The organism is Gordonibacter sp. An230 (assembly GCF_002159915.1).
Taxonomy (GTDB): domain Bacteria; phylum Actinomycetota; class Coriobacteriia; order Coriobacteriales; family Eggerthellaceae; genus Rubneribacter.
The window spans coordinates 1-25399 of sequence record NZ_NFJP01000003.1 but is presented as its reverse complement, the minus strand read 5'-3'; the positions used below and the strand labels follow the sequence as shown (position 1 = coordinate 25399).

The following is a 25399-nucleotide window of genomic DNA, read 5'->3' as shown; positions in this document are numbered from 1 at the left end:
TGATATGCTCGCATGGCTGGAAACGCCGTTCTCGTTCCGGTTAAAGAAGAGGGTGATTCAGGGTCGGGGGAGGGGTGCTGGCTTCTTGCTTTCTTGAGCTTTTGCAACAGGAAAAGCTTGCAGCGCGCCTCTCGTAAATGTTAGGCCATTTCAGAGCAAGAATTAGCCGCAGCATCGCTTTTTTGTTCTTGAAACGATGCCGGTTAGCTGTGACGAGTATGCATAATCTCGTCGAGCGTTTGACGCCTTCGAGCTTATGGGCAGCCCAGAGGTGGTATGCGGGTTTCGAGACGCCTTCTTTTCCGAAGGGATTTCGCTGGCCGATGCCGGCTGATGAAGCGGGCGCGCTTTTCGGCGCGTTTGCCGATCCGGTCAAAGGAGTTTGCGGCTCGCGCTGCAAACTCAAAAACGTTAGCATCCGTCACGCCCGTGCGTATGTTCGGTTTTGAGGAGCGCAGGTGGCCGCAGCGCTTTGTTTCGCATTGGGCCTCCGGCGGAATGCGCCCTTCTCCTGTTGGGTGCCGAAATCGTGATAGTTTGAGGGCTACTTCACCGGGAACAATCCTGAAAGATAGCTGTAGCTGCCGGGCATCTTCTCGATCGGCTTGCTTCCCGCGGGCTCCATGCTTTCGGCGTCGTATCGGTGTATCGACCAATTGTCGAGCATGTATATCGACCCGTCGGTTACGGTCATCTGGTCCGTCCCGTGCTCAAGGGCGCGCTCCTCGACGGACCCCGTCTCCAGATCCACGACGCTCAGCACGCTGTCGCCTTGCTCTTGCATGATGTCGCAATGGGCGACGTAGAGCTTGCCGTCCGCCAAGGCTATGCTCGAAGCGCCCCTCTCGTTCAGCTGGATGGAGCTCAGCGTGTCGCTTTTCGTTTCCAGGACGCCGATCTGGCCTCTCGATGCGACGTCGAAGCTGCAGAAATAGATGCGGCTCTCGTCCGCAACCGCCCTGTAGACGCTCGAAGCGTAGACGCAGCCGCCGCAATCGATCGATTTCCTGAGGGTCAGGTTCTCGTCGTAGCGCAGGATCATCGGAGAATTGTCGTCGAGGTCCAGTCCGAAAGCGTACAGGCTGCCTTCGTGCCAGATGATCTTCGACACGTAGACCCCCTCGATGGACACGCTCGACACCTCTCCGTCGTCGGTTCGGCAACGGTTTATGTAAGACGCGTAATTCAGCGTGTTGCAAGTGAAGACGTACGCGTCGCTTGCGGCCACGTCGTTCATGGCCGGCTGCCGGATGGTGTGCGTTTCGGTGGCGAGGGAGTCCAGATCGACTTGCAGGACGGCCTCGCCGTCTTTGGTCTTGAAGTTTCCTTGGGGGATGGCGAACAGGCTACCTTCGTAGACCAGCGGGTCGTAAAAGATGTTCCCCAGCGTTGCGCAGCCGAGGGGGAGCTGCGCCACCTCGTTCATCTCCCTGTCGTAGAAGACGATCCTGCTCGTCTCTTCCGCTGATCGCGTTTCGATGACGCCGATGGCGGCGTCGACCGGGGCGGTCGGCCCTTCGTCCGAGGCGCAGCCGCAAAAGCAGGTCGCCGCCATGAAGAGCGTCGCGCCGGTTAGAAGGCGGGCAATGGTTCGTTTCATCGTCAATCCTCTGGTCGCGGCAGGCGCAGGCGGCATGCGGAGCGCGTCGTCTGCGCCTTGCCAAAACTGATCCTTGCACATCAAAGCACATTTCGCAGGCTAAAGCGTTGACGGGCACATAACCGACTCGAAGATGCTCGCAACTGCTAATCGTTTTGCTGCAGGTACATGAGAACGCATTCTTCGGAATTTATGATCTCCGGCGGATGAATAATCGTTCCCAATACTTCGTTCGTGCTTATGTCGACTCCGAAATTGTCGTAAAACGAAGTCCGGACCAATTGGGGGCAATAGAGCGCATCCCGCTTCACCGTGTCGAAAAGGCGTGCTAGGAGGTGCAGAGTCTTTCCGTGAACATGGACGATGCGGTCAAGCAGGAGTTCACCAAGATCGTCGGCGAGCTGGGCATGAACGCGACCACGGCCGTCAACCTTTTCGCCCGCTCCGTCATCAGGGAGCGAGGGCTGCCCTTCCCCGTGACGCTTCGCACGTCGAACGAGCGGGATCGGGCCGGCTGCAAAGCCCGCCAGTTCCGGCGCGGGGTCGCCGCCATGGAAAGCGGCGACATGCTCGCCGTCGAGCAGGCGAAGCAGGCGCTCGGCATGGAGCGGGCGGGCGATGAGTAGCGCTTGCAGGGTGCTGATCGCCCGGCCCGCGATCGAGGACTTGGCGTCGATGACGGGCCGGGTCAAAACCGGTTCTTCAACGCGGTCGATCTCTTGCAGCGCTTCCCCGAGATCGGCCATGGGCACGAGGCCGAGCCCGGCGAAGACGAGTTGCCATCTACTTGCAGGGAGTACCATCTGCCCGGCACCACCAAGACGATCTGCTACACGCTGGATGCCGCCTCGGGCATCGTGAAGGTGTTCGCCCTGCTCGATCGGCGGCGAAATCCGGCGAACCGGTTTCGCGGCATCGGCGAGTCGAGGCTTGAAGACTTCTAAGGCAAAACCCTGGCCGTGCGAGGTCGAGCTGCGAGTATTGGTAGCCTTTTCCAGCATCGCAGCGTAAAACGTCGATAGCGAACCCCGGTTGGTTTCAATCTGCCATGATGGCCTGGGGCGGAAAGCGGGAATTGAAAAGATGCCGAAAGTTACCGACTTCGGCGAGGGGGCTTTGGTGACGGCTTCGGTGGAGAAGCGATGGATGCGAAATTGTCGGCGTTATTGCTTTTGCTTTTCAATTCGTTGTGCTATTATAACCGTCGCTGCGTGAGCAGCCATCGGGATGTGGCTCAGCTTGGTAGAGCGCTGCGTTCGGGACGCAGAGGCCGCAGGTTCAAATCCTGTCATCCCGACCATGGAGCTAAAGGGGATGTTTCCATCAAAGCGAACATCCCTTTTTTGCATCGGAGAGCCGCTTTGTCGAAGACGATGGGGCGGGGTGGAACCGCAGCGGGCGGATCCGCGCGAGCAACTTGGAGGAACGTATGAAGATCCTTGGAATGGGAATGCCGGAGCTTCTCATCATCCTTGTGGTGATTCTGCTCATCTTCGGCCCGAAGAACCTTCCGAAGCTCGGCAGCGCTCTTGGCAAGACCGTCAAGAACCTCCGCGAGGGCATCGGTGGCGGCGAGAAGGCCATCGAAGACGCCGATGACGAGGAAGAGGTCGTCGAGGAGGTTGAGGAGCAGCCTGTCAAGAAGACGACGGCGAAGAAGACGACGGTCAGGAAGAAGGCCGAGTAACCCTCTGATTTTCGTTCGAGCGCGGTATGTGCAGACGGCCCACGCCTCGCACATACCGCTTTTTTCATATCGGCGCGATGCACTCGCGCTTCCATCGCAAGAAGAGCCGGATCGCACGCTTGTGGAAAGCGTGCCTGTTTTATGCAAGTGGACAGGTGGAGGAACATGGCTGACAACAACTTTATCCTCACGCCGGAAGGCAAGGAGAACCTCGAGGCCGAGCTGCACTATCTCGAGACGGAGAAGCGCGCCGAGATCGGCGAGCGCATCAAGGTGGCGCGGGAGTTTGGCGATATCTCCGAGAACTCGGAGTACGACGACGCGAAAAACGAGCAGGGCATGATGGAGGCGCGCATCGCCGAGATCAGCCGCATCCTCTCCGAGGCCACCGTGGTCAACACGCCGAAGCGTTCGAACAACGTGCACATCGGCTCGACGGTGACGGTGGACATGGGTGGTCGCGAGCGCGTGTTCACCATCGTGGGCGGTGCGGAAAGCGACGCTGCGGCTGGCAAGATATCCAACGAGTCGCCGGTGGGTTCGGCGCTTCTGGGCCGCAAGAAGGGGGACAAGGTGGAGACGACCGGCCCGACCGGCCGCGCCATCTCCATGACCATCGTCAAGATCGAGCACTAAGGATTTGGGCTCCGGCGTTCGGCAGAGCGCCGGAGCCTGCCGACGCTGCGGACGGCTGGCGCGCCCAATCTTCGCACGGCGACGCGGGTTCGCGTACCGAAGTACGCTTCGCCCTCCGTCGCCCCGCGAATCTCGAGCACCCCAGCCGCCCTTGCTGACTTACCACGCCAACCTGCGAGTTCGAGGACAACCTATGAGCGAAACTCCCGACCAGACCCAGCAGATCATCGAAGACGATCCCATCGCGGTGCGCCGCGCCAAGCGCGAGGCGCTCATCGCTGCGGGAAAGGACCCGTACGGGCATGCGTTCAAGCACTCGCACCATCTGGCCGAGTTGAACGAGCGCTACGCTGATCTCGAGGACGGCGCGTCCACTGAAGACGAGGTGCAGGTGGCGGGCCGCGTCATGGCCAAGCGCGACCAGGGCAAGCTGGCGTTTCTCGAGCTGCGTGACTCGTCGGGCGACATGCAGCTGTTCTGCCGCGTCAACGCGCTGGGCGAGGAGGCTTATCGCCAGCTGAAGGATCTCGACGTGGGCGACTGGATCGGCGTGCGCGGCACCATGATGCGCACGAAGCGCGGGCAGCTGTCCGTTGCCGTGGCGTCGTTCGAGCTTCTGAGCAAGAGCTTGCGCCCGCTGCCGGAGAAGTTCCACGGCTTGGCCGACAAGGAGACGCGCTACCGCCAGCGCTACGTGGACTTGGTGATGAACCCCGAGGTCAAGCAGGTGTTCGAGAAGCGCTTCAAGATCGTGGCGGCCATTCGCCGCTACATGGAGGAGCAGGGCTTCTACGAGGTTGAGACTCCGTTTCTGCATCCCATCCTGGGCGGCGCGAACGCGAAGCCCTTCGTCACGCACTTCAACGCGCTCGATCGCGACTACTACCTGCGCATCGCCACGGAACTGCCGCTCAAGCGCCTTTTGGTGGGCGGGTTCGAGAAGGTGTTCGAGATCGGCCGCCAGTTCCGCAACGAGGGCATGGATCCCTACCACAACCCCGAGTTCACCACGATGGAGGCCTATCAGGCGTTCTCCGACCTCGAGGGCATGATGGAGCTCACCCAGGGCTACATCCAGGCGGCGGCGATGGCCGCATGCGGCACGCTGCAGATCACCTACCAGGGCCAGGAAGTGGACCTGTCGGGCGAGTGGCCGCGCAAGTCGATGATCGAGCTGGCGAGCGCGGGCGCGGGCGAGGACGTGAGCTTCGCACGCACGCGCGACGAGCTGGCGGCCATCCTTGAGAAGAACGGCGGGCATGCGGACAGCGCGTGGGGCAAAGGCAAGCTCATCGCCGAGATCTTCGAGGCCGTGGCCGAGGAGAAGCTCATCCAGCCCACGTTCGTGATCGACCATCCGCTCGAGGTGTCGCCGCTGGCCAAGAAGAAGGCCGGCGACCCCAACCTCACTGAGCGTTTCGAGCTGTTCATCTGCGGGCACGAGTACGCCAACGCCTTCGGCGAGCTGAACGACCCGGTCGACCAGGCCGAGCGTTTCCGCGCGCAGGTTGAGGCGAAGGACATGGGCGACGACGAGGCCATGGGCTACGACGAGGACTACGTGCGCGCGCTCGAGTACGGCATGCCGCCGGCGGGCGGCGTGGGCGTGGGCATCGACCGTTTGGTCATGTTGCTCGCCGACGCGCCGTCCATCAGGGATGTGCTGCTGTTCCCTCACATGAGGGACGAGCAGCACGCGCCCGCTCGGGCGGGAAGTATGTCTTCGAGCAGTCCACTGGACCGTTCGATCCCGCACATGCGGGACGAAACTCCGGATGGCGGGCGGGAGCGCGCTGCGGAAGCGGCCGCCGACGCCGCCGCTTCCGACGCCCCCGCCCCCGCCGCCTTCGACTTCTCGAAGGTGGTCATCGAGCCTTTGTTCGAAGAGCAGGTGGACTTCGAGACGTTCAGCAAGTCGGACTTCCGCGCGGTCAAGGTGAAGGAGTGCGTCGCGGTGCCCAAGAGCAAGAAGCTGCTCAAGTTCACGCTCGATGACGGCACAGATGCAGACCGCATCATCCTCTCCGGCATCCACGCCTACTACGAACCGGAGGATTTGCTGGGCAAGACGCTCGTCGCCATCACGAACCTGCCGCCGCGCAAGATGATGGGCATCGATTCGTGCGGCATGATCATCAGCGCCGTCCACGAGGAGGAGGGCGAGGAGCGCCTGAATCTGCTCATGGTGGACGACCGCATCCCCGCCGGCGCGAAGCTGTACTAGCGCTGCCGCGCACGATCTTCGAGAAGGCCGCCCGGCTCTCCGCCGGGCGGCCTTCGGACGTTTGCGCTTCGTCGGTGCAGAAGGGGCGATGGTTCGACGGTGTTTTGCGCTTCGGGGCGTTTTGGCGTGCAGACCGCTTGGCGCGGGCGCGGTGCTCTTGGCCTCGCAACCGAGCGGGAGGTTCCATTTGTCGGCGTTCGCGCGCTCAACCTTTCGTCTCTGTTAAATCAGGATCGATACGAACCCATGTTCCTCTAGATCCGAGCTAGACCCCTCTGGTCGGGCGCCCCGCAAGGTTCCCGCCTGACGGATCGGGGGCTTCCGAGGCATCTGGGCGATCCGCGCGCGGCGGGGCCGATCTGGCCTATGTCAATCCTGGTTTGACAGAGATGCCCTTGCTTCGTGGCGGGTTTTGACGGAAAACCGCGGTCGAAGGGGGCCGCCGAGGGCGGCGCCTCTTCCCTGCTTCGGGAAATGCCTGGTCGCACCGGTGCCCGTGCGTCCGCACGCCGCAAGGGCGTGCGGGCTACCACGGTTTTCCGTCAAAACCCGCCACGAATGGGCATTCGGCTTGCCTGGGCGCTCGGGAAAGAGGGCCGGATTGGTTCGAGCAGCTCCCTGCGGAGCGCGAACTGGCGAGCGGGAAAGTCGGAGCAAGCTGGCCTGATCCTTCCGCCAAGGTGCTTGGCCAGCGCCTTCGCGAAGCGGTTGTACTCGCGGTAGTTCTCCACCTGCTTCCATGTCGCGGTCACCACGATGAAGCCGAGGGCTTCGAGCGCGTTTTTGCGGGAGGCGTCTTCGGCTATGCGCTCGGCTCCGGTGTGGCAAAGCGTGCTGTCGTACTCCACGGCCACGCGTTTCTCGGGCCAGAGGAGGTCGCAGCGCAGCGATGAGCGGTCGGTCGCCCAGCGATTTCTCGCGGGGATGGGAAGGACCTCGTTCATGACCGGATGCTCGATGCTGCTTCCTCCGCGCAGATAGGGAAGCGTGACGAGCTCGGCGAGCGTCGATTCTCGCGGTGAGGCCGACCCCCTTATGACGTGGGGAAGGGCGACTCGGGCTTTCTTCGCGCCGCGCATGCCCGTCGCCCTGTCCAGGTAGGAGCCGAGTTTCTCCGGAGCGGAGAGGGGTTTTCGGGACCTCAGCCCGAACGGTTGGGATTCGTCGGGCGCGTACGTTCCGCAGAGCTCGTATCCGAGGTGGACCGTGAGCGCGAATCCCAAAAGCGATGCCATGTGGACGAAGGTGAGCTCGGGGCTTGTGACGAAGAGGGGTTCGTCGCATCCCGGAAGGGCGAGCGCGCGCAGCGAGCCCTCCGGCAAAGGACCTGTCCGATGAGCTGAGAGAGCGGCGCTTTTTTGGCGGCCTTCGAGCGCAAGCACGTGTACGGGGAGGGTCAGGGTTCCGTCCAGGACGAACGGATTGACGCGCATATCGCGGGATGGCGGCGCGCTTCGGGGCACTTCGTGCGCACGGCATCGCGCGCGGGCCGATTCGGAGTCGCCCCACTCCGACCGCCAGAGCTCCAAGGCCGATGTATGGGAGAGGATGGTTCTCATGTTGTGAGTGTAGCACGGTGTATGGCCAGGTGAACCGTCTATTTTCCCACGTTGGAGCCGCGTGGGGTTTTCGCTTGATCCGCGCTTGATCTGTGCAAGATCCGCATCGGATCCGCACTGGATTCGCGCTGGATTCGCGCAAGGTTTCCGCATGGTTTTCCGAGCGAGCCCCGAAGCGGGATTGCCGATCGAGGGTTCACGCGGGGCTTGCCGAACGCGGCTTGCGCGGAGAGGAGGGCGATCCGAGGTCGCCCAAGGCTCGTCGCGCAGGAGCCGACAAGCTGCGTGTGTTCGTGCCGCGTGCATTCGCGACGGCGTGCGGGGGTTGCCGGATCGCGTGCGCTTGGGGCGGTACTTGAGAGTTGCCGAGCCGCGTGCTCTCGCGACGATGCGCGGCGATGCGCAGGAGTTGACGGGCGCGCGCTTGCAACGCACGCGTGCGGCGGCATGTCAAAACAGCCGCGAGGCTTCGTTGGCGGGCCTTGTGCGCTTTCGATGCGCGGATCGGCGCATCGAAAGCCTCGGCTTGTCGTAGATCTGCGGCGGCGCGTCCAAGCTGCGCACGAAACCGCACTCGTTCCAGAACTTTGGCGGAGGAGGCGCTTGCGATTGCGATGGGTGCACGGGGCGCTTAAGGCAGGGAGTCGGATGCCGAGAGTTGCACCTTGGAGCCATGAGACCGGGGGTTCGTGGCGGGTTTTGACGGAAAACCGCGGTCGCTCGTATGCGCTCGCGATGGGCGGGTGCGCGGGCGCGGGCGCGACCAGGCGTTTCACGAAACAGCGGGAAGGCGCCGCCCTCGGCGGCCCCCTTCGACCGCGGTTTTCCGTCACTGATAATCGTCAATGGGTTCGCCCTTCTTTTTTTCTTCTGGCCAGAGAAGGGTAACCTGCGTTGCAGGGACGGCGCGGTGGCTCGTTTTCCGTCCGACGCCCGAGGGCTGTCTTTGGTTTGAGTCGCCCCGCGCCGTCCCGGCGACCCGAGGACCGGCCATGACTTGATAGGAGCATGGGCGCGGCCGCAGAGCAGCATCTGCATTATAGCGCTCCCGCCAGTGACGCGTCTGCCCGCCCGAGGGTCGCCGAGCACCCGAGGAGAGGAGAAGGATGAACGAGAGAGGGACGGTCGCCGCCGGGATAGACACCCACAAGGACACGCACGCGCTGTGCGTGATCGACCTCGTCGGCCGCGTCGTGGCGACCGGCTCGTACGCCGCCGACGGCGAGGGGTACGACCGGATCGCCGCGGCGATCGGCGACCCGCGCGACTGCGTCGTGGTCGGGGTGGAGGGGACCGGCTCGTACGGGGCCGGGATCTCCAGGAGGCTCGCAGAGCTGGGCTACGACGTCGTCGAGGCGGTGAGGCCCAAGCGCGAGAGGAGGATGGCGGGCCGGGACAAGAACGACCCGGCCGACGCGGAGAGGGCCGCGCGGGACGCCCTGGCCGGCAAGGCGTCCGGCACCCCGAAGGCCGGCGGCGGCTGGGCGGAGGCCCTCAGGTTCCGCATGGTCGCGCGCGACGCCGCCGTCAGCGAGTCGACCAGGGCGGCGAACTCCGCGCACGCGCTCATCGTGACCGCGCCGGCGCCGATCCGCGGGGAGCTCGGCGGCATGAAGACCCCCGCCCTGATGAAGGCGCTCTCCCGCAGGCGCAGGGCCCGCGACGTCGTCGAGTCGTCGCTCTGGGAGTCCCTCCGGTCCCTGTCGCTGTCGTGGATCGGCGCGAAGAAGGCGGCCGCGGCCCACGAGGAGGCCATGAGGGAGATACTGCTCGCCAACGCGCCCGCCCTGCCCGGCATCCACTGCTGCGGCACGATAAGCGCCGCGAGGCTCGCCGTGACCGCCGGGGACAACCCCGAGAGGGTGAGCGGCGAGTCGGCGTTCGCCTCCCTTTGCGGAGCCTCCCCCGTCGAGGCCTCCAGCGGCAAGGCCAAGCGGCATCGCCTGAACCGCGGCGGCGACCGGCAGGCGAACCGGGCGCTGCACACCATCGCCCGCCAGCGCATGAGGCGGGACTCCCGCACGAAGCTGTACGTCGACAAGCGCACGAAGGAGGGCAAGAGCAGGCGCGAGATCGAGCGCATCCTCGTTCGCTACATCGCGCGGGAGGTGTACGGCGCCCTCGTGCGCCCGACGGACGCGGCTTGCGAGCCCTACAGGGCGTCGGCGAGGGCGGCCAAGTCGGAGCGCCTGAGAGCCGGGGCCACGCAGGCCCAGGCCTCCCGCGCCCTCGGCGTGGCGAGCGCGCGGATAAGCGAGATGGAAAGGGGGCGCCTCGTGGACGCGCCCCTTCTCCAAAGGCACCGGAGCTGGCTCGAGAGCCTGTCCGCCGGAGAAAGATGGGGAAACCCAGAATAGGGCTTGACGGGAAATAGGAGCCTCAAAACCCGCCACTACGCACGCGGTTTCGCGCGCTCTGCTGAGCGACCGCCGCTGTTCGCCCCGTTCGCCCTTCAGCGCGCGGCACGTTTCAGAATCGTCTCAGATGCGAGCACGTTCGGAGGCAACCGGGGCCTCCGCCGCGCATCGAGGCCCGCCATGGTAGGATTGTCGCGCCGCCGCGCCCGGTCAAGCCGCCACGCTCGATCGCGTTGCCTGATCACGCTGCATTATCGAGCCGCCGTGCCCGATCACGCCGCTTGCCGCGCCGCCTCGCGCGCCGCAAGTTATGGAGCGGGCGTGTGCGGCATGAGCCGCGTTGGCACTCTTTGCGTGTGAGTGCTAGCATAGTGCGGGTAACACCGAAGTACCGCCGCGAGAATCGAGGCTGACATGTCATTTGAGAAGTTCACGGACAAGGCGCGCAAGGTGCTCGTCCTCGCGCAGGATGAGGCCCGCTCGCTGCATCAGCCCTACGTGGGCACCGAGCACATCCTGCTCGGCCTCATACAAGAGAAGGACGGCCTGGCCGCCCAAGCCCTCGACCGCTTGAACGTCAAGTACGACGGCGTGGTGCAAGCCATTCGCCAGGTGGTCGCCATCGACGAGGACACCGACGTGTCCGGGCACCTGTCCTTCACGCCCCGCGTCAAGCGCGTGCTTGAGAACAGCCTGCGCGAGGCCATGCAGATGGGCCAATCCTACATCTCCACCGAGCACTTGCTGCTCGGCATCGTGCGCGAGGGCGACGGCACCGCGCTCGAGGTGCTCACGCGCCTTGGCGTGTCCGGCGACGACGTGCGCGGAGCGCTCAACGACCTCGTGGGCCAAAGTCCCGTGTACGCCGGCCGCAACGCGTTCGACGCGCAGGGCCAAGGCTCCGACAGCGTGCTCAAGGAGTTCGGCACCGACCTCACGAGCAAGGCGCGCGACGGCAAGCTCGACCCGGTCATCGGCCGTGCGGGCGAGATCGAGCGCGTCATGCAGGTGCTCTCGCGCCGCCAGAAGAACAACCCGCTCCTTATCGGCGAGCCTGGCGTGGGCAAGACCGCCGTCGTGGAAGGCTTGGCGCAGCTCATCGTGTCGAACCAGGTGCCCGACATCCTGCGCGGCAAGCGCCTGTTCACGCTCGACGTGAGCGCGCTCGTGGCCGGATCGAAGTACCGCGGCGAGTTCGAGGAGCGCCTGAAGAAGTGCATCAAGGAGGTCATGGACGCGGACGACATCATCCTGTTCATCGACGAGATGCACACGCTCATCGGCGCGGGCTCGGCCGAGGGCTCCATCGACGCGGCCGCCATCCTGAAGCCGCCGCTGTCGCGCGGCGAGATCCAAGTGATCGGCGCCACCACCATCGACGAGTACCGCAAGCACCTCGAGAAGGACTCGGCGCTCGAGCGGCGCTTCCAGCCCATCACCGTGGGGGAGCCGAACGAGGAGCAGGCCATGCGCATCATGGAGGGCTTGCGCGACCGCTACGAGGCCCATCACCAGGTGCATTTCACCGACGACGCGCTGCAAGCGGCTGTGGCGCTGTCAAGCCGCTACATCCAGGACCGCTTTCTGCCCGACAAGGCCATCGACGTGCTCGACGAGGCCGGCGCCCGCATGCGCATCCGCAACATGACGCTGCCGAAGGAGTTGCGCGATCTCGACGACGAGCTGCGTCGTCTGCGCGGCGAGAAGGACGGGGCCATCGCCGCGCAGGACTTCGAGCGCGCCGCCCAGCTGCGCGACCAGGAATCGGAGCTGAAGAAGAAGCGCGAAGAGGCCGAGAAGAAGTGGGAGGAGGACGCGCAGAAGTCCATCCACCAGGTCACCGTCGAGGATATCGCCGACGTGGTGTCCATGACGACCGGCGTGCCCGTGAGCAACCTCACCGAAGCCGAGACGGAGAAGCTTCTGCGCATGGAGGCCGTGCTGCATGAGCGCGTGATCGGCCAGGAGGAGGCCGTCACGGCGCTGTCGAAGGCCATTCGCCGTTCGCGATCGGGCCTCAAGGATCCGAAGCGCCCCGCCGGATCGTTCATCTTCCTTGGCCCCTCGGGCGTGGGCAAGACCGAGCTTTCGAAGGCGCTCGCCGAGTTCCTGTTCAACTCCGAGGACGCGCTGCTGTCGTTCGACATGTCCGAGTACATGGAGAAGCACAGCGTGTCGCGCCTCGTGGGCTCGCCTCCGGGCTACGTGGGCTTCGACGAGGGCGGCCAGCTCACGAAGGCCGTGCGCCAGCGTCCCTACTCGGTGGTTCTGTTCGACGAGATCGAGAAGGCGCACCCCGACGTGTTCAACATCCTGCTCCAGATTCTGGAGGAGGGCCGTCTGACCGACGCGCAAGGCCGCACGGTGGACTTCCGCAACACGGTGATCATCATGACGTCGAACGTGGGTGCGCGCGAGATCGCCCAGCCCACGACGCTCGGCTTCTCCACCGAGGAGCATGCGGGGCTTTCCGACAAAGAGATTAAAAGCCGCGTGATGGCCGAGATGAAGAAGCTGTTCAGGCCCGAGTTCTTGAACCGCATCGACGAGATCATCGTGTTCAAGAGCCTCACCGCCGAGCAGATCGCCGAGATCGTGAAGCTCATGGTGGCCGATTTGCGCGAGCGCTTGATCGAGCAGAACATGTCCATCAACCTGACCGAGGCGGCCTGCAAGCTCATCGCCAAGGAGGGCACCGACGCCACGTACGGGGCGCGCCCGTTGCGCCGCGCCATCCAGCGCTTGCTGGAGGATCCGCTGTCCGAGGAGATCTTGGAGGGCAAGTGGACTGCCGGATCCATCATCGACGTGGATGCGGCAGACGGCGAGCTCGTGTTCTCGCAAGGCTCGGGGGCCGTGCCCGAGCCGCGCAAGCGCGACAGCATCGCGCGCGAGGCCGAGCTTTTGCTGACGAACTACGACCTGGGCCACGCCGGCGTGCGCAGAGGCGGCTCGATGTCGGGCGGCGCGGCAGACTAGCGGCGCGACGGACTGGCTTCGCAGAGCGGTTCGTTGGGGCCCCTGTTCTTTGGGTTGTGGAATCCGAAGCCCGAAGAGCAGGGGTTTCCTGCGTCGTGCGCCGGCATTTGTCGTATACTGGAAACGTCGCTGTTGCGGAAGGCGCAGCGGATCGGCCGACCTCAGGAGGTTCCATGTTCGGAGACAACCTTGACCGCATCGTGAAGGGCATCGAGAAGAACTACGAGGCCGACGAGATATTCTTCACGAAGCCCGGGCGGAGGTTTCCCAGCCGGTCGGCTGTGAAGTGGGTTATCAAGGATCTGCGCCGGGTGCTGTTTCCAGGCTACTTCGGCGACGAGATGCTCACGCCCTCCACGAGCCCGGAGTACTTCATCGGCGAGACGCTCATCCAGATCGAGCGCGTGCTGCGCGAGCAGATCGTCCTCGCCCTCTCCTACACCTCCGACGACCGCGATGCCGCGGAGGCCGACCCGGCCCGCCATCTGTGCGGCGGGGGAACGCCCGAGCATATCTGCAAGCGCGCCTCCGAGGTGTGCACGGTGTTCTTCGACGAGCTTCCCCGCATCCAGCAGGTGCTGCTCACCGACGTGCAGGCCCTCTACGACGGCGATCCGGCGGCAGGCTCGAAAGAGGAGGTCATCTTCTCGTATCCCGGCCTGTACGCCATCTACGTGTACCGCGTCGCGCACGTGCTCTACCAGCAGAACGTGCCCATCATTCCGCGCATCATGACCGAGCTGGCGCACAGCGGCACGGGCATCGACATCGGCGCCGGCGCCGAGATAGGCGAGTACTTCTTCATCGACCACGGCACGGGCGTGGTGATCGGCGAGACCACCGTCATCGGCGACCATGTGAAGCTGTACCAGGGCGTCACGCTCGGCGCACTGTCTACGCGCGGCGGGCAGCGGCTGGCCGGGGTGAAGCGCCATCCCACCATCGAAGACGACGTGACCATCTACTCCAACGCCTCGGTGCTCGGCGGCGAGACGGTGATCGGGAAAGGGTCGGTCATCGCCGGCTCCGCGTTCGTCACCTCGTCGGTTCCACCCCATTCCCGCGTGACGCTGAAGGCGCAGGAGATCACCGTTCGCCGGCCGGACGAGCGAGACTAGGCTGGCGCGCATGCGATCGCCCGTGCGAAGTCGACGGCGTTCTTCGCCGATGCTGCGGACGGCGGGCGCGGCGTGGTGGGCGGCGGGCGATGCTTGCAGGCATCGCACGGAGTCGTCGCTGTCCGCAGCGACGCAGACGGGCGGAGAAGGAATGCGCAAGGCGGAGAGGAAGGCTTTATGACCCAGACAATCGACCCCGTGTTCTCGTCCGAGGTGCTGCGCGCGCCCGAGCTGGCGTGCGACGATCTCGACATCGACACGCTTGCGCAATCGCTCGTCGGCCTCAAGGGCGAGGTGGACAAAAACCCGCAGACGGCGGCCATCATCCTGGCCGGGGGCACGGGGGAGCGCTTCGGCAAGGAGGGCGGCAAGCAGCTCGTGGAGATCGCGGGCAAGCCCATCCTCACCTGGTCGGCCGAGGCGTTCGATGCGGTGGGCGACATCGGCCTCATCGTCATCGTGTGCCCCGAGGAGCGCTGCGACGAGTACCTTAAGCGCGCCATCGACCCGTTCCCGTTCGTCACGCCCATCGTGGTGGCGCCTGCGGGACCGAGCCGTCAGGAGTCGGCGTTCTCGGGCCTGGAATACGTGCCGGACGATTACGACTACGTCGTCTTGCACGACGGCGCTCGCCCGCTCATCACGCCCGATCTCATTGCGCACACCATCGCCACGCTCAAGGGCAACATTGACTGCGATGGGGCCGTGGTGGCGCATCCGGCCGTCGACACGCTCAAGGTAGTGGAGAACGGCGTGATCGTGGGCACGCCCGACCGCCGTGTGTTCTGGAACGCGCAGACGCCGCAGGTGTTCCGCGCCGGCATCTACCGCCGCGCGCACGCCTCGGCGCTCTCCGACGGCTTCATGGGCACCGACGACTCGTCGCTCATCGAGCGGCTGGGCGGGCGCGTGCTCGTGGTGGAGGGCAAGCGCGACAACATCAAGCTGACGGTGCCGGAGGACTACCTCATGCTGGCCGCCGCCGTGCGCACGATGTATATGAAGGGGGTCGAGGAGTGATGGGACCGTCGCCGAGTCACGCGTTCGATCCTGCGTCCTTGCGCATCGGGCAGGGCTTCGACGTGCATGCGTTCGCTGAGGGCCGCAAGCTCATCCTGGGCGGCGTGGACGTCCCGCACACGCGGGGGCTCTTGGGCCACTCCGACGCCGACGTGCTCGCGCACGCTGTTGCCGATGCGCTTCTGGGTGGCATCCGCGGCGGCGACATCGGCAAGCTGTTCCCCGACACCGACCCCGCCTATGAAGGGGCCGACTCGCTCAAGCTCTTGGCCGCCGTGGCCGACAAGGTGCGCGCCGAGGGCTACGACATCCTTGACGTGGACTCCGTCATCGCCGCGCAGGCGCCGAAGCTCTCGCCGTACCGCGACGCCATGCGCGAGAACCTTGCCCGCGCCATGGGCGTTCCCGTGGAGAACGTGGGCGTGAAGGCCACCACCACCGAGCGGTTGGGATTCGAGGGCCGCGAGGAGGGCATCTCCGCGAGCGCCGTGTGCTTGCTCTGCCGGTGCTCGTAGGGGTCGGCCGCCGTGGATCGCGGGTGGCTGCCGCTTCGCCGCGCCTTTTCCGACGCCGTTGCCGCGTCGATTGCCCCGCGCATCTCGACCGGCGCGGGGCCTTGTTGTGCTACGATAGGCGCACCGTATCCGACACGTTTCCAACGAGCGAAGGAACGTTTCTATGATCAGGCTTTACGACACGAAGACGCGCAGCAAGCAGAACTTTGAGACGCTTGAGCGCGGCAAGGTGGGCATGTACGTGTGCGGCCCCACCGTGTACAACCGCATCCATATCGGCAACGCGCGCACGTTCATCAGCTTCGACGTCATCCGCCGCTATCTCATGTGGCGCGGCTTCGACGTGACGTTCGTGCAGAACGTCACCGACGTGGATGACAAGATCATCGCGAAGGCCGCCGAGGAGGGGCGCGACGCCGCCGAGGTGGCCGCCGAGTACACCGAGGCGTTCATCGAGGACATGCGTGCCGCAAACGTGCTCGATCCCGACGTGCGCCCGAAGGCAACCGAGGAAATCCCCGCCATGATCGAGCTCGTCCAAGAGCTCATCGACGGAGGGCACGCCTACGAGGTGGACGGAGACGTGTACTTCGCCGTGCGCTCGTATCCGGCGTACGGCGAGCTGTCCGGCCGCAACGTCGACGAGATGGAGAGCGGGCATCGCGAGCTGCGCGCCGAGATCGACGGCGCGGGGCACGTGGCCGACCGCAAGCGCGATCCGCTCGACTTCGCGCTGTGGAAGGCGGCCAAGCCCGGAGAGCCCGCGTGGGAGTCGCCGTGGGGGATGGGCCGGCCCGGTTGGCACATCGAGTGCTCGGCCATGTCGCGCAAGTACCTGGGCCTGCCGTTCGACATCCACGGCGGCGGCGCCGACCTCGTGTTCCCGCACCACGAGAACGAGCGCGCGCAGAGCGAGGCCGCGTGCGGTTGCACGTTCGCGAACCACTGGATGCACGGCGGCATGCTGCAGATCAATTCTGAGAAGATGAGCAAGTCGCTTGGCAACTTCAAGCTGCTGCACGACGTGCTCGAGACGACCGATCCCGCCGTGCTGCGCTTCCTCATGCTGCAGACGCACTACCGCAGCCCGCTCGACTTCTCCGACGAGCGTCTGGCCGAGGCCGGCGCGGCGCTCGGGCGCATCAGAAACGCTGTGAAGAACCTCGATTGGCTCCTGGCCAACGCCGAGGACATCCCCTCGCCGCTCGATGTGCGCGCGCTCATGGAGCGCACCCGCGAGGCGAAGATGGGCTTCATCCTCGCCATGGACGACGACTTCAACACGTGCAAGGCCCTCGGGGAGATCTTCGACTTCGTCGCCGACGTGAACGCGCGGACGACGGGCAAGACCCTCGCGCTCACCGACGTGCCCTTCGTGCGCGACGCGCGCGTGCTCGTGGTCGATCTGCTCGGCGTGCTCGGGGTCGACGTGGAGGCTGCGGCGCAGGAGGCCGAGGGTGCGGACGGCGCGTATCCCGCCGAGGTTGTGGGATTGGCCGCCGAAATGGCCGGGTACGAGGGCGAAAACGCTGCGGAGGCTGTGGACGCGCTGCTCGCGGCCCGTTCGGAAGCCCGCGCGGCGAAGGACTGGCCCCGCGCCGACGCCGTGCGCGACGGCCTTTCGGGCCTGGGCCTCGCCGTCGAGGACACTCCGCAGGGCCCGAGGGTCGTGCGGGCCTGAGACGGCGCGTCGGATCGACGCCGCGAAGCGCGGAGGCGTTCTGCCTTGCCGCCTCAAGCCCTCCTCGCGTGCGGGAAAGCGCGCTTCGGAGGGCTTTCGGCGGGCGGCGCCCCTGCGCTTCTCGCTGGCATCGCGAACGGCAGGGCAGACAGGGCATCCAACCATGTTCGAACGAAACCACACTCCCGAGCTTCTTGCGCCCGCCGGCGGGCGGGCGCAGCTTGAGGCCGCGGTGCGCTTCGGCGCGGACGCGGTGTACTTCGCGTGCGACCGCTTCGGGCTGCGCCAGCGCGCGGAGAACTTCGCGCTTGACGAGGTGCCGTCGGCTGTGGCGTGCGCGCACGCGTCCGGAGCGCGGGCGTACGTGGCGCTCAACACGCTCATGGACGCCGACGACGTGGCGGCGCTGCCCGCCTACCTGGAGGCGCTCGACGCGGCTGGCGCGGACGCGCTCATCGTGAGCGACCTCGGCGCGCTCTCGCTCGCGCGCAAGCACGCGCCTTCCCTGGAGCTGCATGTGAGCACGCAGGCGGGCGTGATGAACGCCGAGGCCGCGCGCATGTGGTACGAGTTGGGGGCGAGCCGCGTGGTGTGCGCCCGAGAGATGAGCGTGGCCGACATCGCTCGTCTGCGTGCCGACGCGCCGCGCGATCTGGAGATCGAGGCGTTCGTGCACGGCGCCATGTGCATGGCCGTGTCGGGGCGGTGCCTGATCAGCTCCGTCATGACGGGGCGCTCGGGCAACAAGGGGCACTGCGCCCAGCCGTGCCGTTGGAGCTACGCGCTTGTGGAGGAGAGGCGGCCCGGGGAGTTCTATCCGGTGGAGGAGGATGTGCGCGGCGCCTACGTCATGAACGCGCGCGACCTCAACATGATCGCCCACTTGGACGACCTGATTGAGGCCGGCGTCGATTCGCTCAAGATAGAGGGGCGCAACAAGAAGGCGTTCTACGTGGCCACGGCGGTGCACGCCTACCGTTCGGTGCTCGACGGCGCGGACGTGTCCGAGGCGGCTGCCGAGCTGGACGCCATCTCGCACCGGCCGTACTCGACCGGGTTCTACTACGGGCGCGCCGAACAGTCGCCCGAGCGCGACGGCTACGTGAGGGAGTGCGTGCACGCGGCCACGGTGGAACGGGCGGGCGCGCGCGTGGTCGTCGTGTGCCACAACCGCTTTCGCGAGGGCGACGAGCTCGAGGTGCTCTCGCCGCGCCGTCCCGTCGCGCGCGTGCGGGTGCGCAACCTGGCATGGCTTCCCGCGCCCGCGCCGGACGATCCGAGTGACGCCGCGCCCGTGCCCGTCGCCGTGGCGAACCGTTCGGCCGAGCGCTACTCCTTCGAGGTTCACGCCGCGCTCGCGCCCGGCGACTACCTGCGCGCCCGCGTGGGCTGACGCGCCTTCTCATCGCTGATAAACACGCTTCTGATCTGCGCCGAAGCGATGAGGGACTGCGAAGCTCCCGTAACGGCCTTCGCGCGTGCGCGGCGCTACACTAAAGCACCGACCTTTGAAGGAAAGCGAGGTGCATCATGTCGAATCATGCGTATCGTGCCGCGTCGGCACCGGGCGTCGTCCAGCGCGCCCGCAACACGAAGACGGGTCGTAGGCTCGAACGCGGCGGCTACCTGACGGTGGAGACCGTCACCATGTGGATCGTCTACGCGCTCACGCTCGTGGGCAACGCCGTGATCGAGGGAGGGCAGGTGGGCGGCAACACCTCGGCCACGGTGGCGTACGGCGTGTTCACGTGGTTCACGCCCGCCGGCTACGTGTTCGCCATCTGGTCGGTCATCTACGTGGCCCTCATCGTGTGGCTCGTGGCCTACACGCGAAACGCCGCGACCCGCCCGAAGGCGTTCACCGCCACCTCGGCGCTGTTCATCGCGAGCTGCGTGCTCAACGTGCTGTGGCTGGCGTTGTGGCACTTCGAGGCCGTGGGCGTGTCGTTCGTCGTGATCTTGGCCGAATGGGTGGTGCTCGCCGCGCTGTACCTGAACGTGCGGAAAACGGCGCGGCGCGGCGCGGAGTGGATGCCCATCTCCCTGTACACCGCGTGGGTGACGGTGGCCACCATCGCGAACATGGCCATCCTCATCACGCGCGCGCTCGACGGCGGGCTGCCGTTCTTCAACGGGCTGTCGGCCATCGCGCTCTCGGCAGGCGTGCTGGCGCTCGGCTACCTCATGAAGAAGAGCTACGACGACTGGGTGTTTCCCGTGGTGTTCCTGTGGGCGCTCGTGGGCGTGGGCGTGAACGTGGCTCCGGTGTCGGGATTCACGGCGGCTGTCGTGCTTCTGCTGTGCGCGGTGGGCGGCATCCTCACGTTTCTGCCGACGGGCGCGCTGCGCGGCCTGCGCAGGTAGCGCGGCGTGCGTGCGGGGCGCGCGGGTGAAACGCGCATGCGAGGCGGGCGTGCGGGCGGGATAGGCGTGCGTGCGGGGTGCGCGGGCGGAGCGATGGCACCCTGTCCCGCACCGGGCGCAGCCGCCGTCCGCATGCGTACGCGCCCGCCCGCTGCTCGCCCGCGCATCCCGGCGGCGTCAGCCGGAGCCCCGGCGTGCCGGGGGGCTCGTGGCGATTTTGCGGCCTGGAGGGCTTCGGCGCGGCGGGCGTCCGGGCTTTCGTATAATGGCTCCATGACCACGATACGAAGCATATACCGCACGGCGCGCGCTTGCGGGCGCCGCCCCGTCTCGTTCGAGATATTCCCGCCGAAGGGCGATCTCACGCTTGAGACGGCCCATGACGTGGCCGGAGAGCTTGCCGAGCTCGCCCCCGACTTCATCAGCGTGACGTATTCGGCGGGCGGCAGCGGCAACAAGCGGGCCACCGCCGACGTTGCGCAGATGATCCAACGGGATTTCGACGTGCCCGCCGTGGCGCACCTCACCTGCGTCGGGGCCACGGAGGAGACGATCGCGCGCGCCGTGGACGACCTGCGAGCCCATGGCATCGACAACGTGCTCGCCCTGCGCGGAGACGCGGCGGGCGCCGACGAGCCGGGGACGTACCGCTATGCCCGCGACTTGATCTCGCGTTTGGCCGAAGAGGGGTTCTGCGTGGGCGCGGCGGCGTATCCCGAGGGGCACATCGCTTGCGACGACGCGCGCGCGAACATCGAGCACCTCAAGCAGAAGCAGGACGCGGGCGCGAGCTTCTTCGTCACGCAGCTGTTCTTCGACAACGAGTTCTTCTACCGGTTCTGGGAGGCAGCGCGAAACGCGGGCGTCACGGCGCCCATCGCGTGCGGCATCATGCCGTTTCTGGGGAAGGCCCAAATCCAGCGCATGGTGTTCATGTGCGGCGCGTCGCTGCCGTCGCCTGTCGTCAAGCTGCTCGCGCGCTTCGAGGACAGACCGGACGACCTGCGCCGCGCGGGCGTCGAGTACGCGTGCGCCCAGCTCGTCGACTTGGACGCGCACGGGGTGGACGGGCTGCACGTCTACACGATGAACCAGCCCGACATCGCGCGGGCGAGCATGGCGGCGCTGAGGGCGGCATGGCGGGCGTAGGCTCGGTTCGCGCCGTAGAGCGCGGGGCCGCGGGCCGCGAGGGCGGCGGCGCGCCGTCGGATGGCGCGTTGCCCTCCCGATCGGGCGCGGGCGGGGCCGTCTTGTCGCTTGATCGCGACGAGGCGCTGCGCTATCTGGGCTATGCCGGTCAGAAGCTGGACGCGCAGCTGCTTGCGCGCTTCGAGGAGCTTGCGAGCGCATGCGAGCGCGAGCTGCGACCGGCGTGCGCGAGCGCGTCGTTTCCCGTGGACGAGGCGCTCACCCGCTGGGACGGCGAGGACGGCGAGGGCCCGCAGGTGGTCCTCGCCGGTTGCGGCCTCGTGCTGCCGGGCCGCGACATCGCGCGGCATCTGCGCGGCGCGCGCGAGGTGGCGCTTCTGGCGTGCACGCTCGGCGCGGCCTGCGAGCGCGAGCTGCGCAAGCACGCGGCGATCAGCCCGACCGACGCGCTTTTGTACGGGGCGGCTGCCTCCGCGCTCGTCGAAGCGGCTGCAGACGCCTGCGACGCCGCCGTGGCGTCGCAGGCCGCCGCGCGCGGTCTGCGCGCGAGCGCCCGCTACAGCCCCGGTTACGGCGACTTGCCGCTGTCCGTGCAGCCGGCGTTCCTCAAGGCGCTCGACGCGACGCGCCGCATCGGGCTTTCGGTGACGGCGGGCAACCTGCTCGTGCCCACGAAGAGCGTGACGGCCGTGATCGGCCTGTTCGACGAGGCTCGCGCGGACGGCGGGGGATCAGACGGCGCGCGGGACGCGAACCGGGGCGGCGCGCGGGACGGAGCCTCGGGCCGAGCGCCCGTGCGCGCCCACGCCGACTGCGCGACGTGCCCTGCGCGCGAGGGGTGCCTGCTCAAAGGGAAAGGACGGACCTGCCATGGCTGAGACGACGCTTCGCGACCCGCTTGCCGACGTCGCCGTCAAGGACGAGCGTTTGGGGCGCGCCCTGCGCGGCGAGGGGTTCCTCGTGTTCGACGGCGCGATGGGCACGCAGCTTCAGGTGCGCGGCCTGGCCGAGGCGGGCGCGCTGCCGGAGCTTTTGAACTTCACGCACGCAGACGAGATCGCCGCCATCCATGCCGACTACGTGGCCGCCGGAGCCGAGGTCGTCACCACCAACACGTTCGGCGCGAACGCTTGCAAGCTGGCGGGCGCGGCGAGCGTGGCCGAGACGTACCGCGCGGCCGCGGCGTGCGCCCGGGCGGCGGGGGCGCGCTACGTGGCGGGCGACGTCGGGCCGTCGGGATTGCTTCTGGAGCCTTTGGGCACCTGCTCGTTCGAGGAGGCGTACGATCTGTTCGCCGAGCAGGTGGACGCGGTCGTCGCGGCGGGGTGCGACCTCGTGCTCATCGAGACGATGGCCGATCTGCGCGAGGCGAAGGCGGCCCTTCTGGCTGCGAAGGAGCGCTGCGATCTGCCCGTGATCGCGACGATGACCTTCGGCGAGGACGGCCGCACGTTCCTCGGCACGCCTCCGGGCGTGGCCGCGGCCGCGCTCTCGGCGATGGGCGCGCACGCCGTGGGCCTGAACTGTTCGCTCGGGCCGGACGAAGTGCTGCCGTCGGTGCGCGAGATGGCGCGCTTCGCCCGCTGCCCGCTGCTCGTGCAGCCCAACGCCGGCCTACCGCGCGTCGAGGGCGGGCGCACGGTGTACGACGTGGACTCCGACGCCTTCGCGCGCTCGATGGAGGCCGTCGTGGAGGCCGGGGCGAGCCTCGTGGGAGGCTGCTGCGGCACGTCGCCCGAGTTCATCGCGCGTTTGCGCGCGCTCGTCGACGCCCGCGCGGTGCCCGCGCCCCCTGCGCGCGAGGAGGCGTTCGTGGTGACGAGCGCGCAAGAGGCCGTCGTGCTGCCGCGCGGCGCGGCGCGGATCGCCGTCATCGGCGAGCGCATCAACCCCACGGGCAAGCCGAAGCTCAAGGAGGCCTTGCGCGCGGGCGACCTCGACCACCTCGTGGGAGAGGCCGTGGCCCAGCAGGAGGCCGGCGCCGACGTGCTCGACGTGAACGTGGGTCTGCCCGAGCTTGACGAGCCGGCCGTGCTGCGTGCCGCCGTGGAGAAGTTGCAAGCTACGGTCACGCTGCCTTTGGTGGTGGACTCGAGCGATCCGGTCGCCGTGGAGGCCGCTGTGCGCGGTTACGCCGGAAAGCCGCTCGTGAACTCCGTGAACGGCACGCGCGAGAGCATGGACGCCGTGCTTCCCCTGGTCAAGAAGTACGGCTGCGCCGTGGTGGCCCTCACGCTCGACGAAGACGGCATCCCGCCCACGGCCGAGGGGCGTCTGCGCGTGGCGGAGCGCATCGTGGCCGAGGCCGAGCGTCGCGGCATCCCGCGCGAAGACGTGGCGGTGGACTGCCTCGTCATGGCGGCCGCCACGAACCAGGACGAGGCGCGCGAGATCGTGCGCGCCGTCGCGCTCGTGAAGGAGCGCCTCGGCGTGCGCACGGTGCTCGGCGTGTCGAACGTGAGCTTCGGCCTGCCGCAGCGCGGCCTGGTGAACGCGACGTTTCTGGCGGCGGCCTTCGGAGCGGGGCTCGACCTGCCCATCTTGAACCCGCTCTCGGCGCGCTATCGCGACACCGTGGCGGCCTTCAAGGTGCTGAACGGCCAAGATGCGGGCGCGCGTGCGTTCATCGAGGGCTATGCGGGCGCGCTCGACCCGTATGCGCTGGCGAGCGCTGAGAAGACGGTGCCCGCAGCTGGCGCGGGCGCGGCTCTCGCGGGGGTGCCGGGGGCTCAGGGCGCCGATGCGGGCTCTCCCCGGGTGCAGGGTGCCGACTCCTTTCCCGTCCCGCCCGCCCTTGCCGACGCTGCCGAGGACGTGCGCGCGATGGCGCATCTCATCCTCACGGGCCGCAAGGGCCCCATGGCGCAGGCTGCCGAGCGCCTTCTTTCCGACCATGATCCGCTCGACGTGGTGAACGGCGTGTTCATTCCCGCGCTCGACGAGGTGGGCGCGCGCTTCGAGCGCGGCTCGTTCTTCCTGCCGCAGCTCATGGCGTCGGCCGAAGCCGTGAAAGCCGGCTTCGACGTGGTGCGCGCCCGCCAAGGCGCCGCGCCCGAGGTTGACGACGCGAAGACCATCGTGGTGGCCACGGTGAAAGGCGACATCCACGACATCGGCAAGAACATCGTGAAGATGCTGCTGGAGAACTACGGCTTTCGCGTGGTGGACCTCGGGCGCGATGTCGATCCCGAGGAAGTGGTGCGCGCCGTGGAGCGCACGGGCGCGCGCCTCGTGGGGCTGTCGGCCCTCATGACCACCACGGTGCGGGCCATGGAGGAGACGGTGCGCCTCGTGCACGAGCGAGCGCCCGAAGCGCGGGTGTTCGTGGGCGGGGCGGTGCTCACGCCCGAGTACGCCGCGCAGATCGGAGCCGACTTCTACGGCAAGGACGCCGCCGAGGCTGCTCGCATCGCCGAGCGCTTCTTCGCAAAGCGCGAAGACGGCAGAGGTGACGGAGACGATGTCTGAATCTGCCGTCCGAATCGGTTTTTCTCGATGCATTCGGTCGGCGTTCTTGCTATGATGAAGGGCAAGGTATTCCCGGACGAAAGGGGTCGCTATGGGAACGAAAGCAGCCGAGGCGCTCGACGTGTCCTTCGACGAGCTGCCGACCTATCTGCACGCGAAGCATTCCGTGTACATGGAGGTCGACGGCGCGACGTACTACCTCACCGATGTGAACGACCAGTACTGGCGGGCGCAGGACACGACGAAGCTCAACGAGAAGGGCCACTACGTCGATGCGAGCGAGCTGGTGCCGACGCTGAGCGAGTTTTTGACCCTGCCGTTCGCGGATGGGAAGTCGATCGCCGACGTGTTCGACAAGGCCACGTTCTACGCATCCGAGAAAGCGGAGTGACGGATACGGGGGCGGCTGCTGAAAGCAGCCGCCCCCGGTCGTTTCGAGGGGTCTGCCTGGGTGGCGGGTGCTGGCGCGTGGACGACGGTCGTGCTTCGGGGCCGCAGGGCGCTGACGGCAGGGTTTGGCGCGCTGCCTTCGTCCGCGCATTTGGGCGCGCGCTAGGCGTTGCGCGATTCGCCACCCCGTGTTCGCTATCCACGATTGGGCGTTGCTCTCTGAGGTGCGGCGTGCGTGTTGGTGGGGCGGTGGGGCAGGGGAACGTGTTGCGTGCGAAGCGCGGCAGGGGGGGACGGCCGGATGGGCCGACTTTGCGGGCTGGCTTTGCGCCGTGGTGGAAAGATCGGTGGCAGGTGCTTCTGTTGGCCAGAACGCAAAACGAGCCGGATCTGCGATCCGGCTCGATGACAAGTGGTGGAGCCTAGGGGGATCGAACCCCTGACCTCATGGCTGCCAGCCATGCGCTCTCCCAGCTGAGCTAAGGCCCCGAAAAAGTGCGAGATTCAGTATAGCGGAAGCGCGTCGAGGGTCAAGGACTTTTTTGAAAATATTTTCAGCGATTTGCGGGAGCGGGGTGCGACGCGGCGACGCGGCGACGCGGTGCGGCGCGGGAGCGGGAGGGAGCTGGGGGTGGGGCCGACGCGCGGGGGA

Annotated in this window: 18 protein-coding genes and 2 tRNA genes; 16 read left to right on the top strand and 4 right to left on the bottom strand. The window is 66.9% G+C overall.

Annotation, left to right across the window (positions count from 1 at the left end):
* Positions 1-544 precede the first annotated feature (544 nt).
* Together B5F40_RS02260 and B5F40_RS16560 are read right to left on the bottom strand one after the other, a co-directional pair.
* On the bottom strand, positions 545-1600 hold the full coding sequence (locus tag B5F40_RS02260) for a hypothetical protein (RefSeq protein ID WP_087192763.1): 1056 nt from the start codon (positions 1598-1600) through the stop codon (positions 545-547).
* A gap of 146 nt (positions 1601-1746) precedes the next feature.
* Positions 1747-2601, bottom strand: a complete 855-nt coding sequence (locus tag B5F40_RS16560; RefSeq protein ID WP_239442863.1) for a hypothetical protein — start codon at positions 2599-2601, stop codon at positions 1747-1749.
* Positions 2602-2823: 222 nt separating this feature from the next.
* On the opposite strand from B5F40_RS16560, the gene B5F40_RS02245 reads away from it, so the two are divergent.
* The 4 genes from B5F40_RS02245 (at position 2824) to lysS (ending at position 6147) form a co-directional block, all read left to right on the top strand.
* A tRNA-Pro gene (locus tag B5F40_RS02245) sits at positions 2824-2900 on the top strand.
* Positions 2901-3029: 129 nt separating this feature from the next.
* The gene (gene tatA, locus B5F40_RS02240; RefSeq protein ID WP_087192760.1) at positions 3030-3287 is read left to right on the top strand and encodes a twin-arginine translocase TatA/TatE family subunit; all 258 of its coding nucleotides are present in this window, start codon (positions 3030-3032) and stop codon (positions 3285-3287) included.
* A 165-nt stretch (positions 3288-3452) separates the two neighbouring features.
* Complete coding sequence (greA, locus tag B5F40_RS02235; RefSeq protein ID WP_087192759.1) at positions 3453-3923, top strand: transcription elongation factor GreA; 471 nt, start codon at positions 3453-3455, stop codon at positions 3921-3923.
* Between the two features lie 193 nt (positions 3924-4116).
* On the top strand, positions 4117-6147 hold the full coding sequence (gene lysS / locus B5F40_RS02230; RefSeq protein ID WP_087192758.1) for a lysine--tRNA ligase: 2031 nt from the start codon (positions 4117-4119) through the stop codon (positions 6145-6147).
* 542 nt (positions 6148-6689) lie between these two features.
* Here lysS and B5F40_RS02225 read toward each other — a convergent pair.
* Complete coding sequence (locus tag B5F40_RS02225; RefSeq protein ID WP_204217296.1) at positions 6690-7469, bottom strand: hypothetical protein; 780 nt, start codon at positions 7467-7469, stop codon at positions 6690-6692.
* A 1343-nt stretch (positions 7470-8812) separates the two neighbouring features.
* Between B5F40_RS02225 and B5F40_RS02215 the strand changes: the two genes are divergently transcribed.
* The 12 genes from B5F40_RS02215 to B5F40_RS02160 all read left to right on the top strand — a co-directional run bounded on the left by B5F40_RS02215 (position 8813) and on the right by B5F40_RS02160 (position 24748).
* The gene (locus tag B5F40_RS02215; protein WP_087192756.1) at positions 8813-10063 is read left to right on the top strand and encodes an IS110 family transposase; all 1251 of its coding nucleotides are present in this window, start codon (positions 8813-8815) and stop codon (positions 10061-10063) included.
* A gap of 414 nt (positions 10064-10477) precedes the next feature.
* Entirely contained in the window at positions 10478-13042 is a 2565-nt protein-coding gene (locus B5F40_RS02210; RefSeq protein WP_087192755.1) for an ATP-dependent Clp protease ATP-binding subunit, read from the top strand.
* A gap of 173 nt (positions 13043-13215) precedes the next feature.
* Complete coding sequence (locus B5F40_RS02205) at positions 13216-14160, top strand: serine O-acetyltransferase (RefSeq protein ID WP_087192754.1); 945 nt, start codon at positions 13216-13218, stop codon at positions 14158-14160.
* Between the two features lie 177 nt (positions 14161-14337).
* Positions 14338-15180: a 2-C-methyl-D-erythritol 4-phosphate cytidylyltransferase gene (ispD, locus tag B5F40_RS02200; RefSeq protein WP_087192753.1), complete on the top strand. Its 843-nt coding sequence runs from the start codon at positions 14338-14340 to the stop codon at positions 15178-15180.
* The gene (gene ispF / locus B5F40_RS02195; protein WP_087192752.1) at positions 15180-15695 is read left to right on the top strand and encodes a 2-C-methyl-D-erythritol 2,4-cyclodiphosphate synthase; all 516 of its coding nucleotides are present in this window, start codon (positions 15180-15182) and stop codon (positions 15693-15695) included. The genes ispD and ispF overlap by 1 nt, the downstream gene beginning before the upstream one ends.
* A gap of 163 nt (positions 15696-15858) precedes the next feature.
* On the top strand, positions 15859-17376 hold the full coding sequence (gene cysS, locus B5F40_RS02190) for a cysteine--tRNA ligase (protein WP_087192751.1): 1518 nt from the start codon (positions 15859-15861) through the stop codon (positions 17374-17376).
* Positions 17377-17539: 163 nt separating this feature from the next.
* A complete protein-coding gene (locus B5F40_RS02185; RefSeq protein WP_087192750.1) occupies positions 17540-18769 on the top strand; it encodes a peptidase U32 family protein in 1230 nt (409 codons plus the stop codon).
* Between the two features lie 137 nt (positions 18770-18906).
* Positions 18907-19740 (top strand): TspO/MBR family protein, encoded by an 834-nt coding sequence (locus B5F40_RS02180; protein ID WP_087192749.1) that lies wholly within the window; start codon positions 18907-18909, stop codon positions 19738-19740.
* Between the two features lie 273 nt (positions 19741-20013).
* On the top strand, positions 20014-20889 hold the full coding sequence (locus B5F40_RS02175) for a methylenetetrahydrofolate reductase (RefSeq protein WP_087192748.1): 876 nt from the start codon (positions 20014-20016) through the stop codon (positions 20887-20889).
* Positions 20877-21767: a hypothetical protein gene (locus B5F40_RS02170; protein WP_087192747.1), complete on the top strand. Its 891-nt coding sequence runs from the start codon at positions 20877-20879 to the stop codon at positions 21765-21767. The genes B5F40_RS02175 and B5F40_RS02170 overlap by 13 nt, the downstream gene beginning before the upstream one ends.
* Positions 21760-24357, top strand: a complete 2598-nt coding sequence (locus B5F40_RS02165; RefSeq protein WP_087192746.1) for a homocysteine S-methyltransferase family protein — start codon at positions 21760-21762, stop codon at positions 24355-24357. Before B5F40_RS02170 ends, B5F40_RS02165 begins: the two co-directional genes overlap by 8 nt.
* A 91-nt stretch (positions 24358-24448) precedes the next feature.
* The gene (locus B5F40_RS02160; RefSeq protein ID WP_087192745.1) at positions 24449-24748 is read left to right on the top strand and encodes a CDP-alcohol phosphatidyltransferase; all 300 of its coding nucleotides are present in this window, start codon (positions 24449-24451) and stop codon (positions 24746-24748) included.
* Positions 24749-25160: 412 nt separating this feature from the next.
* On the opposite strand, the gene B5F40_RS02155 is transcribed toward B5F40_RS02160, so the two are convergent.
* A tRNA-Ala gene (locus B5F40_RS02155) sits at positions 25161-25236 on the bottom strand.
* Between the last annotated feature and the right edge of the window lie 163 nt (positions 25237-25399).

Coding starts and splice junctions, on each gene's coding strand:
- B5F40_RS02260 (WP_087192763.1), bottom strand. CDS start 1,600: ATGAAACGAACCATTGCCCGCCTTCTAACCGGCGCGACGCTCTTCATG.
- B5F40_RS16560 (WP_239442863.1), bottom strand. CDS start 2,601: ATGCTGGAAAAGGCTACCAATACTCGCAGCTCGACCTCGCACGGCCAG.
- tatA (WP_087192760.1), top strand. CDS start 3,030: ATGAAGATCCTTGGAATGGGAATGCCGGAGCTTCTCATCATCCTTGTG.
- greA (WP_087192759.1), top strand. CDS start 3,453: ATGGCTGACAACAACTTTATCCTCACGCCGGAAGGCAAGGAGAACCTC.
- lysS (WP_087192758.1), top strand. CDS start 4,117: ATGAGCGAAACTCCCGACCAGACCCAGCAGATCATCGAAGACGATCCC.
- B5F40_RS02215 (WP_087192756.1), top strand. CDS start 8,813: ATGAACGAGAGAGGGACGGTCGCCGCCGGGATAGACACCCACAAGGAC.
- B5F40_RS02210 (WP_087192755.1), top strand. CDS start 10,478: ATGTCATTTGAGAAGTTCACGGACAAGGCGCGCAAGGTGCTCGTCCTC.
- B5F40_RS02205 (WP_087192754.1), top strand. CDS start 13,216: ATGTTCGGAGACAACCTTGACCGCATCGTGAAGGGCATCGAGAAGAAC.
- ispD (WP_087192753.1), top strand. CDS start 14,338: ATGACCCAGACAATCGACCCCGTGTTCTCGTCCGAGGTGCTGCGCGCG.
- ispF (WP_087192752.1), top strand. CDS start 15,180: ATGGGACCGTCGCCGAGTCACGCGTTCGATCCTGCGTCCTTGCGCATC.
- cysS (WP_087192751.1), top strand. CDS start 15,859: ATGATCAGGCTTTACGACACGAAGACGCGCAGCAAGCAGAACTTTGAG.
- B5F40_RS02185 (WP_087192750.1), top strand. CDS start 17,540: ATGTTCGAACGAAACCACACTCCCGAGCTTCTTGCGCCCGCCGGCGGG.
- B5F40_RS02180 (WP_087192749.1), top strand. CDS start 18,907: ATGTCGAATCATGCGTATCGTGCCGCGTCGGCACCGGGCGTCGTCCAG.
- B5F40_RS02175 (WP_087192748.1), top strand. CDS start 20,014: ATGACCACGATACGAAGCATATACCGCACGGCGCGCGCTTGCGGGCGC.
- B5F40_RS02170 (WP_087192747.1), top strand. CDS start 20,877: ATGGCGGGCGTAGGCTCGGTTCGCGCCGTAGAGCGCGGGGCCGCGGGC.
- B5F40_RS02165 (WP_087192746.1), top strand. CDS start 21,760: ATGGCTGAGACGACGCTTCGCGACCCGCTTGCCGACGTCGCCGTCAAG.
- B5F40_RS02160 (WP_087192745.1), top strand. CDS start 24,449: ATGGGAACGAAAGCAGCCGAGGCGCTCGACGTGTCCTTCGACGAGCTG.